Origin of the sequence: Mesorhizobium loti, from assembly GCF_003148495.1 — a bacterium.
Classification (GTDB): domain Bacteria; phylum Pseudomonadota; class Alphaproteobacteria; order Rhizobiales; family Rhizobiaceae; genus Mesorhizobium; species Mesorhizobium loti.
This window is the reverse complement of record NZ_QGGH01000004.1, coordinates 13,419-26,978: the sequence shown is the minus strand read 5'-3', so window position 1 is coordinate 26,978 and position 13,560 is coordinate 13,419. Positions and strand designations below refer to the sequence as shown.

The 13,560-nt window shown below is 62.8% G+C and carries 11 protein-coding genes; 6 read left to right on the top strand and 5 right to left on the bottom strand.

Translation table 11 applies throughout. The annotated features are described in order from the left end of the window. Positions 1-10: 10 nt before the first annotated feature. The 5 genes from C8D77_RS17095 to uraH form a co-directional block, all read right to left on the bottom strand. Positions 11-847 carry a PhzF family phenazine biosynthesis protein gene (locus C8D77_RS17095; protein WP_109665597.1) on the bottom strand — a complete coding sequence of 279 codons (837 nt, stop codon included), beginning with the start codon at positions 845-847 and terminating at the stop codon, positions 11-13. A gap of 89 nt (positions 848-936) precedes the next feature. Beyond that, a complete protein-coding gene (gene xdhC, locus C8D77_RS17090) occupies positions 937-1,818 on the bottom strand; it encodes a xanthine dehydrogenase accessory protein XdhC (protein WP_109666687.1) in 882 nt (293 codons plus the stop codon). Positions 1,819-1,892: 74 nt separating this feature from the next. Next, positions 1,893-4,238, bottom strand: coding sequence for a xanthine dehydrogenase molybdopterin binding subunit (gene xdhB, locus C8D77_RS17085; RefSeq protein WP_109666684.1), 2,346 nt, complete (start codon positions 4,236-4,238; stop codon positions 1,893-1,895). Continuing rightward, positions 4,238-5,719, bottom strand: coding sequence for a xanthine dehydrogenase small subunit (gene xdhA / locus C8D77_RS17080; RefSeq protein WP_109665592.1), 1,482 nt, complete (start codon positions 5,717-5,719; stop codon positions 4,238-4,240). The genes xdhB and xdhA overlap by 1 nt, the downstream gene beginning before the upstream one ends. A 3-nt stretch (positions 5,720-5,722) precedes the next feature. After that, positions 5,723-6,097, bottom strand: a complete 375-nt coding sequence (gene uraH, locus C8D77_RS17075; protein ID WP_109665587.1) for a hydroxyisourate hydrolase — start codon at positions 6,095-6,097, stop codon at positions 5,723-5,725. A 203-nt stretch (positions 6,098-6,300) separates the two neighbouring features. Between uraH and puuE the strand changes: the two genes are divergently transcribed. From puuE to C8D77_RS17045, 6 genes are all read left to right on the top strand, one after another. Beyond that, a complete protein-coding gene (gene puuE / locus C8D77_RS17070; RefSeq protein ID WP_109665582.1) occupies positions 6,301-7,719 on the top strand; it encodes an allantoinase PuuE in 1,419 nt (472 codons plus the stop codon). Between the two features lie 10 nt (positions 7,720-7,729). Further along, positions 7,730-8,593, top strand: coding sequence for a bifunctional allantoicase/(S)-ureidoglycine aminohydrolase (locus tag C8D77_RS17065; RefSeq protein WP_109665579.1), 864 nt, complete (start codon positions 7,730-7,732; stop codon positions 8,591-8,593). Then, a complete protein-coding gene (locus C8D77_RS17060) occupies positions 8,590-9,081 on the top strand; it encodes an ureidoglycolate lyase (RefSeq protein WP_109665575.1) in 492 nt (163 codons plus the stop codon). Before C8D77_RS17065 ends, C8D77_RS17060 begins: the two co-directional genes overlap by 4 nt. Positions 9,082-9,149: 68 nt before the next feature. Then, positions 9,150-9,743: a nucleoside deaminase gene (locus C8D77_RS17055; protein ID WP_109665571.1), complete on the top strand. Its 594-nt coding sequence runs from the start codon at positions 9,150-9,152 to the stop codon at positions 9,741-9,743. A gap of 82 nt (positions 9,744-9,825) precedes the next feature. Continuing rightward, entirely contained in the window at positions 9,826-11,808 is a 1,983-nt protein-coding gene (locus C8D77_RS17050; RefSeq protein ID WP_109665568.1) for a CocE/NonD family hydrolase, read from the top strand. Between the two features lie 154 nt (positions 11,809-11,962). Then, positions 11,963-13,549 carry an ABC transporter substrate-binding protein gene (locus C8D77_RS17045; RefSeq protein ID WP_109665565.1) on the top strand — a complete coding sequence of 529 codons (1,587 nt, stop codon included), beginning with the start codon at positions 11,963-11,965 and terminating at the stop codon, positions 13,547-13,549. Positions 13,550-13,560: the final 11 nt, after the last annotated feature.

The window sequence follows — 13,560 nt, the reverse complement described above, 5'->3', positions numbered from 1 at the left end:
ATGCGTGGGCCTATGCTTCGTCCATCATCCGGGCGCTGCCTGAAACCCTGATCGAACTTCCGGGCGTTGGTGGAATGTCGGCGTGCAGGCGCGAGCGCATGCCCATGTCCTCGCCTTGCACGACATCAATCGCGCCGCCATGCGGCCAGCCAATGTCACGCAGATAGCCGGCGAAGGCGGCCGTCGAGGCACCTGTCGCCGGATCCTCATAGACGCCGCCGGAGGCAAACGGATTGCGCGTGTGGAAAAGCCGTGGCGTTTCCGCATAGGCCAGCAGGATCGTCACCAACCCTTCTCGCCGCATCAGGGCTTGCCCGGCTTTCAGATCGTAGCGCATGGCGGCCAGCGCCTGCCGCGACTTGAGGGCAAGCACAAGATGGTCTGCGCCGCCATGGATCAGCGCCGGTGGAATGGCCGGATCGAGATCGCTTGAGGTGTAACCGAACAGCGCCAGCGCTTCGGAAATCAGCTCAGGCGAGGCCGGTTTGCTGCGTGTCGGCGGCGACTGCAGCGCGGCAGCGACATTTACACCATCGCGAAACCCTTCGACGGTTATGCTGGCCTGGTTCAGGGTCAGCGGGAAAACTCCATCGCCAAACTGCCGGACCAGCGCCGCACCAAGCGCGATGGTGGCATGCCCGCAAAAGGGAACTTCCGTTTCCGGCGAGAAATAACGGACCCGCCAGCCGTCGCCTTCAGGAGCGGCAAAGGCGGTTTCCGAGAATCCGACCTGCGCCGCCAGAAGCTGCATGTCGGCCGCATCGGGCAAGATATCGCTGATCAAGACTCCGGCAGGGTTGCCGCCGGTGTTGCCATCCGAAAAGGCCGCGATTTTCAAAACGTCCATATGCCTTCGCCCATGCTGCAAGGCCGGTGGATACAGCAAACGCATGTTTGGGGCGATTGGAAAACGAAGAAGCCGATGTTCAGCTGCGGCTAACCGGCCATAACCTTGTCACGCGAAACCTGATGGTCGGCACCCGAGGCAGCGGCGTGAACAACCAGCGCCGTCATAATCTCGGCGGCCGCAAGTGCGGCGATCACCGGCGGGCGCTTGTCCTTGACGGCATCGCCGCCGATCGGCGAGACGAGACGGGCAAACTCCGGTTCGCTACCGTCCGCCGATTTCAGGAACCAATTCTTGAAGGTGGCTTTCTTGGTCTTCGAACCGATCATGCCGATATAGGCCGCGTCGTCGCGCTTCAGCGCTTCGGCGACGATCAGGAAATCCAATGCGTGATCGTGGGTGAGGATGGCGAAGGCGGTGCCGGGGGGAGCTTTGCGCACCTCGGCCTCGGGCATCGGCGTCAGCCGTGTCTCGACGGTTTCCGGCATGCCTTCCAGCGCCTCGGCCCGCGTCTCGATGACGACGCCGTGCACCGGCAGAAGCGCGATCGTCGACGCCAGCGCCTGTCCGACATGGCCGCCGCCGAAGATGTAGACATGCGGCAGATGCGCTTCCTCAGCCTCCGCGGCCACAACCAGTTCGGCAACGAGCGCGGCATCGACAAGCCGGATCAAGACTTCGACGCGCCCGCCGCAGCATTGGCCGATCTCCGGCCCGAGCGGCACGTCGAGCGTGGCGCAGATCTCGTCAACCTCGATGCGGGCCTCTTTACCCACCATCTGCCGGGCCTTGTCGATCGCCATGTATTCGAGCTGACCGCCGCCGATCGTACCAAAGATCGCCGTCTGCGAGACGAGCATGAAGGCGCCCTTTTCGCGTGGCGTCGAGCCTTTTGTCCCGGCCACTTCGACCAAAGCGATGCGGCCTTGACCAGCAAGGAAATCTCTCAGGCTTTGCACTTTCGAATTCATCATTCGCATTCCCGTGCCGGAAACATAGGGTTTTTCGGCCTGAATTGCACGTATTGCCGACCCTGGTGCCAGACTCAGGCCTTGGCCTCGTCCTTCAGCCGTTCGATTGCCATCAGCACCCGCTCCGGCGTTGCCGGCGCATCGAGGCGCGGACAAATCTTGTGGTCGGCAATGCTCGCCACCGCATCCGACAGGGCGTGCAGCACCGACATGCCGAGCGGGAACGGCGGCTCGCCGACTGCCTTGGAACGGTGGATCGTCGGCTCGCTCGCTTCCGGCCAGTCTGCCAAGGTGACGTTGAAAATCTTCGGCCGGTCGGAGGCGAGCGGAATCTTGTAGGTCGACGGCGCGTGCGTGCGCAGCCGGCCCTTGGCGTCCCACCACAGTTCTTCCGTCGTCAGCCAGCCCATGCCCTGGATGAAGCCGCCCTCGATCTGGCCGATGTCGATGGCTCGGTTCAGAGATCGGCCACAGTCATGGAGAATATCGGTGCGCTCGACCATGTATTCGCCGGTCAGCGTGTCGACAGAGACTTCCGAACACGAGGCGCCATAGGCGAAATAATAGAAGGGACGGCCCTCGCCCTTGTCGCGGTTCCAGTGGATTTTAGGCGTCTTGTAGAAACCGGCCGCCGACAGCTGGATGCGGGCCATATAGGCCTGTTTGATGAGATCGGCGAAGGCGATTTCCTGGTTGCCGATGCGCACCCGGTTGGGCAGGAACAGCACCTGATCGCTCGGCACCTGATATTTTTCGGCGGCGAAATCGATCAGCCGATCCTTGATCTGACGAGCGCCATTCTGAGCCGCCATGCCGTTGAGGTCGGAGCCGGACGACGCTGCCGTGGCCGAGGTGTTCGGCACCTTGCCGGTCGTGGTCGCGGTGATCTTCACCTGGTCGAGATCGATCTGGAACTCTTCCGCCACCACTTGCGCCACTTTGACGTAGAGGCCCTGTCCCATCTCGGTGCCGCCATGGTTCAGATGCACCGAACCGTCGGTGTAGACATGCACCAGCGCGCCGGCCTGGTTGTAATGCGTGGCGGTGAACGAGATGCCGAACTTGACCGGCGTCAGCGCCAGGCCACGCTTGATGAAACGGCTGTTGGCATTGAAGGCCGATATTTCGCGCCGCCGCCGCGCATAGCTGGCGCTTTGCTCCAGCTCAGCGACAATGCGCTGAATGACGTTATCCTCGACCGTCTGGTGGTAGGGCGTGATATTGCGGTCCGATGTGCCGTAGAAATTCTTCTTGCGGATTTCGAGTGGATCCTTGCCGACGGCAAAGGCCACCTCGTCGATGACGCGCTCGGCGCCGACCATGCCTTGCGGGCCGCCGAAACCACGAAAGGCGGTGTTCGACACGGTGTTGGTGTAGAGTGGCGCCGATTTAGCGTGCACCGCTGGCCAGAAATAAGTGTTGTCACAGTGGAACAGGGCGCGATCGGTCACCGGGCCGGAAAGGTCCGAGGAAAAACCGCAGCGCGCCGCGAACATGAAATCGACGCCGAGGATATTGCCCTCGTCATCAAAGCCGACTTCGTAGTCGACGAGGAAGTCATGGCGCTTGCCGGTGGCGATCATGTCGTCGTCGCGGTCGGGCCGGATTTTCACGGCGCGATGGTGCTTCTTTGCGGCGATCGCGGCCAATGCCGCAAACTGATTGCCCTGCGTTTCCTTGCCGCCGAAGCCGCCGCCCATGCGGCGGATTTCCACCGTGACGGCATTGCTCGGCACGCCAAGTGCATGACTGACCATGTGCTGGACTTCGCTCGGATGCTGGGTCGAGGAATAGATGGTGACGTCCTGATCTTCGCCCGGAATGGCCATGGCGATATGGCCTTCGAGGTAGAAGTGTTCCTGGCCACCGATGCGCATTTTTCCCTTTAGCCGGCGCGGCGCCTGACGGATTGCTGTGGCGGCATCGCCGCGCTTCAGCGTGAGAGGCGGCGTGACGAGCTTGTCCTTCTTCGGATCGAGCGCACCAATGTCGGTGACGAAGGGCAATTCCTTGTATTCGACCTTGGCCAACCTTGTGGCACGGCGCGCCTGCTCGCGCGTCTCGGCAATGACGCAGAAGATCGGTTGGCCATAGAATTGCACCTTGCCGTCGGCCAGCACCGGCTCGTCGTGGCGGCCGGTCGGCGAAATGTCGTTCTCGCCGGGCACGTCACTGGCCGTCAGCACGTCGACAACGCCGGGCGCTGTACGCACCGCCGAGAGATCCATGCTGGTAATCGTGGCATGCGTGGCGGCAGAAAGCCCGAGGCAGCCATGCAGCGTGCCTGATGGTTCCGGCATGTCGTCGATATAGACGGCGGTGCCGCTGACATGCTTGTGCGCGGAATCGTGACGTTGGTCGTTGGCGACGCCTCCGACGATCTTTTCGGCCTTGAGATTGGTGCTGGCGTGCTTGTTCATCATGCCGCCTCGTGCCTTGAAACCTGGATCGGCTCCCTGGTGCCGCTGGTCTCGGCGAAGAAGCGCAGCAAGAGGTTGCGCGCTGCCAGGGCGCGATACTCAGCCGAGGCCCTCATGTCGGTGAGCGGAGTGAAATCCCTGGCATATTCGGCCAGCGCTGCCTCAACAGTCTGTTCGGTCCACGGCTTGCCCAGCAGCGCTTTTTCGACAGAGGACGCCCGCTTCGGCGTCGCCGCCATGCCGCCATAGGCGATGCGCACTTCCGCGACCGTGCCGTCCTTGGCCAGCCTTAGGAAGAAGGCGCCGAGGGCCGCGGTAATGTCCTCATCGCGGCGCTTGGTGATCTTGTGGACTGCGAATTTTGTATCCTTGGCTGGAACAGGAACGTGCACGGCCTCGACGAACTCGCCCGGCTGCCGGTCTTGCTTGCCATAGGCAATGAAGAAGGTTTCCAGCGGGATGGTCCGCCGCTTCTTACCCTTGCGCAGGGTGAGGCGTGCGCCAAGCGCGATCAAGGGCGGCGGCGTATCACCGATCGGCGAACCGTTGGCGATGTTGCCGCCGATCGTGCCCATGTTGCGCACCTGTTCGCCGCCGATGCGATCGAACAACGGCCCCATCGCCGGGATGCGCTTCGCCAGCGTCGCGAAGGCGTCAGTGTAGGTGACGCCGGCGCCGATCGAAATGACGCCCTTGTCTTCCGAGATGGTGCAAAGTCCGTCGAGATTGCCGATGAAAATGGCCGGCGAAATATCGCGCATGTGCTTGGTCACCCACAGGCCGACATCGGTCGAACCGGCAACGATGGTGGCGCCGGGTTCCTTGTCCAGCACGGCGGCGAAATCATCGACATCGGCCGGCACGACCAGCCGCGCCTTGGCCGAACCGATCTCGATCCGGGCGCCGTCATGCATAGCCTCTAGCCTCGCGGTGATCGCCTTGCGCTCCGCTGCCAGCGGATCCCTCGCCGCCTTGCCGTAGCTGGAGATGGCCTGGGCCGCGCGCATGATCGCCTCGTAGCCAGTGCAGCGGCAGAGATTGCCTTGCAAAGCCTTTTCGATGGAAGCGTTCGACGGGTCTGGTGATCTCATCCACAGACCATAGAGCGACATGACGAAGCCCGGCGTGCAGAAGCCGCATTGCGACCCATGGAAATCGACCATAGCCTGCTGCACCGGATGCAACTGGCCGGGTGAACCACGCAGATGCTCGACGGTCACGACATGGGTGCCGTCCAGCGAGCCGAGGAAGCGGATGCAGGCATTGACGCTTTCATAGACCAGCCCGCCGGCCGAGAGCTTGCCGACCAGCACGGTGCAGGCGCCGCAATCGCCCTCGGCGCAACCTTCCTTGGTGCCGCGCAGCGAACGGTCGAGCCGCAGCCAGTCGAGCAGGGTCGCATCTGATACCACCGACGAAAGCGCTACATCCCTGCCATTGAGAATGAAACGGATCTCGTTGCGGATATTGACCTTGGCCATGCCTCAGCTCCCCCTGTAGGTCGAGTAGCCGTAGGGCGAGACGAGCAGCGGTACATGATAATGCACCGGTTCGGCCATGCCGAAGCGGATCGGTATCACATCGAGAAAGGCGGGTTTCGGCAGGCTCAACCCCTGCTGGCGCAAATAGTCGCCCGCGGCGAAGAGCAGTTCGTATTCGCCGGTGCGGAATTCCGCGTCGGCGAGCAGCGGCTTGTCGCAACGGCCGTCGGCATTGGTGACAACGGTCTTCAGATGTGTCCGCGCCTTGCCCTCGAGGTGATAGAGCGCAATCGACAGTCCCGCTGCCGGCTTGCCGGTCGCCGTGTCGAGGACATGGGTCGTCAGACGCCCGCCATCGGCTTTCGACGTTTCTGCCATTGGCCGCCTCCCATTTCCGGTACGAGCGAATTGGCCCGGTACGATCAAGTATCAACAGTGAATTGTGCGCCAATTAAAGGCGATGCATAAGTCCCGGTCGAGCGGAGTGCGACAAAAACACTTTCAAAAATTTTCGGGGGAATGCGCAGGCAGCCCTTTCGATATCCTGATCATACTTCGGGCCATGCCCGGCGGGAGGGACGATGCGTTACGAAAGAGACATGCGCGGCTACGGAGCCAATCCGCCGGACCCGAAATGGCCTGGCGGTGCGCATGTCGCCGTGCAGTTCGTCGTCAACTACGAGGAAGGCGGCGAAAACTGCGTGCTGCACGGTGACAAGGCCTCTGAAGCCTTCCTGTCGGAAATCGTCGGCGCGGCACCCTGGGTGGGCCAGCGCCACTGGAACATGGAATCCATCTACGAATATGGGGCGCGGGCCGGCTTCTGGCGGCTGCTTCGGCTGTTCACCGAGGCTGAGGTGCCGATCACCTGCTACGGCGTCGCCACAGCACTCGCCCGTTCGCCGGATCAGGTCACGGCCATGCAGGAAGCCGGCTGGGAGATCGCTTCGCACGGGCTGAGATGGATCGACTACCGCGACCACAGCGCCGAGGACGAGCGCCGCGACCTGGAAGCGGCGATCAAGCTGCATTACGAGGTGACCGGAGAGCGCCCGACCGGCTGGTATACCGGCCGCACGTCGATCAACACGGTGCGGATTGTCGCGGAAGAAGGCGGTTTCGACTACGTGTCGGACACCTATGATGACGAACTGCCGTACTGGTTCGAGCATGAGGGCGGCACGCAGCTCATCATCCCCTATACGCTCGACGCCAACGATATGCGCTTCGCCACGCCGCAGGGCTTCAACTCGGGCGACCAGTTCTTTGCCTATTTGAAGGACAGCTTCGACACGCTCTATGCCGAGGGCCAGGCCGGCCGGCCGCGCATGATGAACATCGGCCTGCATTGCCGCCTTGTCGGGCGGCCGGGGCGGGTCGCGGCGCTGAAGCGCTTCGTCGACTATGTGAAATCGCATGACAAGGTCTGGCTGGCGCGGCGCATCGACATCGCCAAGCACTGGCAACAGGTCAATCCTTACAAGCCGGCGGCACTCCGCCCATCGAAGATGGAATTCGAGACCTTCGTCCACACATTCGGCGGCGTGTTCGAGCATTCGCCGTGGATCGCTGAGCGCGCCTACGAGCTGGAACTGGGCCCGGCGCACGACACTTCAGGCGGCCTGCACAATGCGCTTTGCCGCATCTTCCGTTCCGCCAGCGAAACCGAGCGGCTTTCGGTGCTCAACGCCCATCCAGACCTTGCCGGCAAACTGGCCAAGGCCAAACGACTGACGGCGGAATCGACCAGGGAACAGGCCTCTGCAGGCCTCGACGCGCTGACCGACAAGGAGCGCGAACTGTTTTCCAAGCTCAATGCCGCCTACGTCACCACCTTCGGTTTCCCCTTCATCATCGCGGTGAAGGGCAAGACGAAGGAGGAGATCCTGGCGGAATTCGAGGCGCGCATCGGCAACAGCCGCGGCGTCGAATTCGAGACCGCCTGCAAACAGGTCGAGCGCATCGCGCTGCTCCGCCTCAAGGACATGCTTCCGCAATAGGTTTGAACCCATGGATACGATCAGGATGCCCGACCGAACCTATTACGCACCGCATGGTGGCCACCCCGGCCAGAGCGAGCTTCTGACCGGCCGCGCCGTCTTCACCGAAGCCTATGCCGTCATCCCCCGGGGGGTGATGCAGGACATCGTCACCAGTGCCTTGCCGTTCTGGGACAAGACGCGCGTCTGGATCTTGTCGCGACCGCTATCAGGTTTTGCCGAGACGTTCTCGCAATACATTGTCGAGGTCGCGCCCGGCGGCGGCAGCGATCGGCCGGAACCCGATGCCGGTGCCGAGGGCGCCCTGTTCGTGGTCGAGGGCGAACTGACGGTTCTGCTTGCCGGCAAGAAGCATGTCTTGCGGCCCGGCGGCTTTGCCTTCCTGCCGCCGGCCAGCGGCTGGACGGTTCGCAACGAGCGCAAGGCCGACGTCCGCTTCCACTGGATTCGCAAGGCTTACGAGGCGGTCGACGGTCTTGATGTGCCGGAAGCCTTCTTCACCAGCGAACAGGAAATCGCGCCAACGCCGATGCCTGGCACCGAGGGCCGTTGGGCGACGACGCGTTTCGTCGATCCGGCCGATTTGCGCCACGACATGCACATGACCATTGTGACGCTGGAACCGGGTGCCGTCATTCCCTTCGCCGAGACCCATGTCATGGAGCACGGTCTCTATGTGCTGGAAGGCAAGGCGGTCTACCGCCTCAACCAGGACTGGGTCGAGGTCCAGGCTGGCGACTATATGTGGCTGCGCGCCTTCTGCCCGCAGGCCTGCTATGCCGGTGGCCCGGGCAAATTCCGCTATCTGCTCTACAAGGACGTCAACCGGCACGCCAAGCTCGGCGGCGCCGGTATTGCAAAGCGCGCGCCATGACCCGTATCGTCGCGCGGCCGCTGACCCGCGAGAGCTTTGCCCCATTCGGCGATGTCATCGACATGGGCGGCGACAACCACTACCCGATCAATGGCGGCAGGGCCGAGCGCTACCACGATCTCGCAACCGCCGAGGCGACCGGGCCGAACGCCCGCGTGCTGATCTCGATGGTGCGCGGCACGCCATACGAATTGCCGCTGAGGCTAGGCATGGTCGAGCGCCACCCCTTCGGCAGCCAGGCCTTCATCCCGCTGTCGCCGCGCCCGTTCCTGGTCGTCGTCTGCCATGACGGTGAGCAGGGACCGGGCGAGCCGCATGCCTTCATCACCGCACCCGGACAAGGCATCAACTATTCCCGTAATCTCTGGCATGGCGTGCTGACGCCGCTTGGCGAGGCGCAGGATTTCCTGATCGTCGACCGTGGCGGCGACGGCTCCAATCTCGAAGAGTTCCATTTCTCGCACGCCTACGAGATCCATCTCCCTTAATTTTTTGTGCGTGTCGTTACCCCAAAACCGGGGGCACTTTTGGGCGACATGCAGCAGGAGACCCCGTAATGACCGATATTTCACTGATCGACCGCCTGCTCGACGTCATCGAGCACGACATCGTGCCGAAGACGGCCGACGGTGTTGCCCATGGCAACAAGCTGTTCGGCGCGGCGATCCTGAGAAAGGACGACCGTTCGCTGGTGCTGGCCGAGACCAACAACGAGATGGAAAACCCGCTCTGGCATGGCGAGGTGCACTGCCTGAAGCGCTTCTACGAAATGCCGAAGGCCGAGCGCGTCGATACGAAAGACGCCATCTTCATCGCCACGCATGAACCCTGCTCGCTGTGCCTGTCGGCGATCACCTGGACCGGCTTCGACAATTTCTACTATCTGTTCAGCCATGAGGATTCGCGCGACAGTTTTGCCATCCCGCACGATCTGAAAATCCTGAAAGAGGTCTTCACTCTCGATCCCGGCGGCTACAATGCCGAGAACGCCTACTGGAAGAGCTTTTCCATACGTCGGTTGGTGCGAGCTTTGCCCGCGGCCGAGCGGCAACGGCTGGAAACACGTATTGGCGCGATTTCGGCGCGCTACGATGATCTGTCCGGCGTCTATCAGGCGAACAAGGACGATAACGACATTCCGCTGAACTGACGCGGATTGACCAGCAGAATTCGTTGGCTGGCCCACGACGCGGTACGGCAGGCTCCATCATCTGGCAATCCTGGAGCATGCCATGAAAACCGTCACCGAATTTCCCCGCAAAGTCGTCGAATTCCCGGATATGGGGATCGTCATGCCGGATGGCTGCCGGCTGTCGGCACGGGTCTGGATGCCGGAAGATGCCGGCGATGATCCGGTGCCGGCGATCCTCGAGCATCTGCCTTACCGCAAGCGCGACGGCACCATCTTTCGCGATCAGCTGACGCATCCCTATTTCGCCGGCAACGGCTACGCCTCGATCCGCGTCGACATGCGCGGCAACGGTGATTCCGAAGGGCTGATGGACGACGAATATTCCGAGCAGGAATTGCAGGACGCCTGCGACGTCATCGCCTGGGCGGCAAGCCAACCTTGGTGCAACGGCAATGTCGGCATGATGGGCATTTCCTGGGGCGGCTTCAACTGCCTGCAGGTGGCGGCCAAGCAGCCGCCAGCGCTAAAAGCGGTGATCAGCCTGTGCTCGACCGTCGACCGCTATGCCGACGACATCCACTACAAGGGCGGCTGCCTGCTGATCGAGAATTTCGGCTGGGCCTCGACCATGCTCTCCTACTCGTCGCGGCCGCCGGACCCGCTGCTGGCCGGCGACAACAGATGGCGCGATCTATGGCTGACCCGGCTGGAGAACCAGTCCTTCCTGGCACCTCTGTGGCTGAAGCACCAGCACCGCGATGCCTACTGGAAGCGCGGCTCGATCTGCGAGGATTTTTCCGCCGTCAAAGCCGCGGTGCTGTCGATCGGCGGCTGGCATGACGGCTACCGCAACACCGTCTCGCATCTGGCCAGCAACATCGAAGCCCCGGTCAAGGGCATCATCGGGCCGTGGATCCACAAATACCCGCACTACGCCGGGCCTAAGCCCGCCATCGGCTTCCTGCAGGAGGCGTTGCGCTGGTGGGACCGCTGGCTGAAGGATGTCGACACCGGCGTCGAGGCCGACCCTGCCTACCGCGCCTATGTGATGGACAGCGTGCGTCCGGCACGCTGGCATCCCGAGCGACCGGGCCGCTGGGTGGCGGAGCAGGAATGGCCCTCGCCAACCATCAAGACGCAAACGGTCGATCTGATCCCCGCAGGCGAACCCGCCATCGTCGCATCGCCGCAAAGCTGCGGCCTGGCCGGCGGCGAGTATTTCCCGTTCACCTTCGGCCCGGAACTGCCCGGCGATCAGCGCCCCGACGATGCCTTGTCGGTGTGTTTCGACCAGCCGGAACTCAACGAGGCGATCGACATCGTCGGCGCGCCCGAAGTTGAGGTGCGGCTATCCTCCGATCGTCCGCAGGCCAATATCGCGGTCCGGCTGTGCGACGTGCATCCCGACGGTGCCTCGGAGCTGATCTCCTACGGCGTGCTCAATCTGACGCATCGCAACTCGCACGAATTCCCGGAAGCACTGGTGCCGGGTGAAATCGTCTCAGTGCGCGCCGTGCTCGATCAATGCGCCTACCGCGTCCCGGCCGGCCACCGGCTGCGCGTTGCCGTTTCGAACACCTATTGGCCTGCCATCTGGCCATCGCCGGAGCCGGTCCAGCTCACCTTGTCGGCGGCGACGCTCAGCTTGCCGCTGCGGCCGCTGGCGACAGGCGACGAAGTGACGTTCGCCGAGCCGGAGGGGGCCACCCCCTGGGCAACAGAGACGATCCGCGCCGCCAATTCCGAGCGTCATGTCGATCGTGACGAAAAAACGGGAATCGTGACACTTTCCATCGTTGATGATTTCGGCGAGGTGCGCGATCTCGCTCATGGCCTGGCCAATGGCAGCATCGCTCGCGAGACCTGGACGATCCATCCCGACGATCCGCTGTCGGCCTCGGGAAAGACGCACTGGACGCAGACCCTGTCGCGAAATGGATGGTCGGTGCGCACCGAGACATCGGCCGAAATGCGGTCGGACGCGCAAAACTTCATCGTCAGCGCCAGAATCGAGGCCTATGAGGGCGAGAAACTCGTTTTCGAGCGCAATTTCGAGGAGAAGGTGCCGCGCGCGCTTCTTTGAGCGCCGATTTCGTTGGTCCAATTGCGACGTACGATTTACGCCACGGCATGTCGCATTCGGTCTTGCTTACCGCTTTCCCTTGCGGTCATTATTCTCCTCACAAGAAACAAGAAAAACGACCGCAGAGTCGAACCAACAGAGTGAGGAACTCAATATGTCAAACGAACTCGAATTCCTTAGCCGGCGTGTCGCATCGGGCAAGCTGAGCCGTCGTGATTTTCTCGGCCGGGCGGCAGCGCTCGGTGTCTCCGCACCCTTCGCCAACTCGCTGCTTTCAAGTGCTGCGCGCGCGGCAGGCCCGGTCAAGGGCGGCACGCTGAAGGCCGGCCTGGTCGGTGGTGAATCCACCAACAGCCTCGATCCGGCGCTGATGATGACACAGGTGCCGTTCGCCTTCGGCAAGTGCTGGGGCGAAATGATCGTCGAGCTGTCCCCCGAGGGCAAGCTCGAGAACCGCATCGCCGAGGAGATCGGCTCGTCAGACGACGCCAAGGTGTGGACGCTGAAGATCCGCGACGGCGTCGAATTCCACAACGGCAAGACGGTGACCGCTGAGGACGTGGCCGCCACACTCGAGCGCCATTCCGACGAGAAGTCGAAATCCGGCGCGCTCGGCTACATGAAGGGCATCGAAACCATCAAGGCCAGTGGCAAGGAAGTGGTGCTGACGCTGAAGGAGGCGAACGCCGACCTTCCCTACCTGCTCAGCGACTATCACCTGATCGTCCAGCCGAACGGCGGCAAGGACAAGCCAGATGCCGGCATCTCGGCCGGCCCTTACGTGGTCAAGACCAATGAGCCCGGCGTGCGCCATGGCGCCGAGCGCTTCGCCAATTACTGGCAAGGCGACAAGATGGGCCATGCCGACCAGATCGAGGTCATCGTCATCAACGACGCGACGGCGCGCACGGCCGCCCTGCAGGGCGGCCAGGTCAACATGATCAACCGCGTCGAGCCGAAGATCGTCGACCTGATCAAGCGCCTGCCGGGCGTTACCATCCGCAACCACGCGGGTCCCGGCCACTACGTGTTCATCATGCATTGCAACACGGCGCCGTTCGACAACGCCGATTTGCGCATGGCACTGAAGCTGGCGATCGACCGCGAGGAAATGCTGGACAAGATCCTGCGCGGCTACGGCTCGCTCGGCAACGACTTCCCGATCAATGCGTCCTATCCGCTGTTCACCGAGATCGAGCAGCGCAAGTACGACCCGGACAAGGCCAAGTTCCACTTCAAGAAATCTGGTCACGACGGCTCGGTGCTGCTGCGCACTTCGGATGTCGCCTTCCCCGGCGCCGTCGATGCAGCGCAGCTCTTCCAGCAGAGCGCGGCCAAGGCCGGCATCACGCTCGAGATCAAGCGCGAGCCCGGCGACGGCTACTGGAACGAGGTCTGGAACAAGCAGCCCTTCTGCGCTTCCTATTGGGGCGGCCGCTCGACCCAGGACCAGATGTACTCGACCGCCTATCTGTCGACCGCCGACTGGAACGACACGCGTTTCATCCGTCCGGATTTCGACAAGATGGTGCTGGCGGCGCGCGCCGAGCTCGATGAGGCCAAGCGCAAGCAGATGTACCACGACATGGCCGTCATGGTGCGCGACGACGGTGGCCTGATCCTGCCGATGTTCAACCAGTTCATCGACGCGACCGGCGCCAAGGTCGGCGGCTGGGTCGACGATCCACATCAGGAGCTGATGAACGGCTACGCGCTGGCGAAGTGCTGGCTCGAAGCCTGAGCTTGGCCTTG

Coding starts and splice junctions, on each gene's coding strand:
- xdhB (WP_109666684.1), bottom strand. CDS start 4,238: ATGAACAAGCACGCCAGCACCAATCTCAAGGCCGAAAAGATCGTCGGA.
- C8D77_RS17055 (WP_109665571.1), top strand. CDS start 9,150: ATGACCGATATTTCACTGATCGACCGCCTGCTCGACGTCATCGAGCAC.
- C8D77_RS17095 (WP_109665597.1), bottom strand. CDS start 847: ATGGACGTTTTGAAAATCGCGGCCTTTTCGGATGGCAACACCGGCGGC.
- xdhA (WP_109665592.1), bottom strand. CDS start 5,719: ATGGCCAAGGTCAATATCCGCAACGAGATCCGTTTCATTCTCAATGGC.
- C8D77_RS17045 (WP_109665565.1), top strand. CDS start 11,963: ATGTCAAACGAACTCGAATTCCTTAGCCGGCGTGTCGCATCGGGCAAG.
- C8D77_RS17060 (WP_109665575.1), top strand. CDS start 8,590: ATGACCCGTATCGTCGCGCGGCCGCTGACCCGCGAGAGCTTTGCCCCA.
- uraH (WP_109665587.1), bottom strand. CDS start 6,097: ATGGCAGAAACGTCGAAAGCCGATGGCGGGCGTCTGACGACCCATGTC.
- C8D77_RS17065 (WP_109665579.1), top strand. CDS start 7,730: ATGGATACGATCAGGATGCCCGACCGAACCTATTACGCACCGCATGGT.
- xdhC (WP_109666687.1), bottom strand. CDS start 1,818: ATGAATTCGAAAGTGCAAAGCCTGAGAGATTTCCTTGCTGGTCAAGGC.
- C8D77_RS17050 (WP_109665568.1), top strand. CDS start 9,826: ATGAAAACCGTCACCGAATTTCCCCGCAAAGTCGTCGAATTCCCGGAT.
- puuE (WP_109665582.1), top strand. CDS start 6,301: ATGCGTTACGAAAGAGACATGCGCGGCTACGGAGCCAATCCGCCGGAC.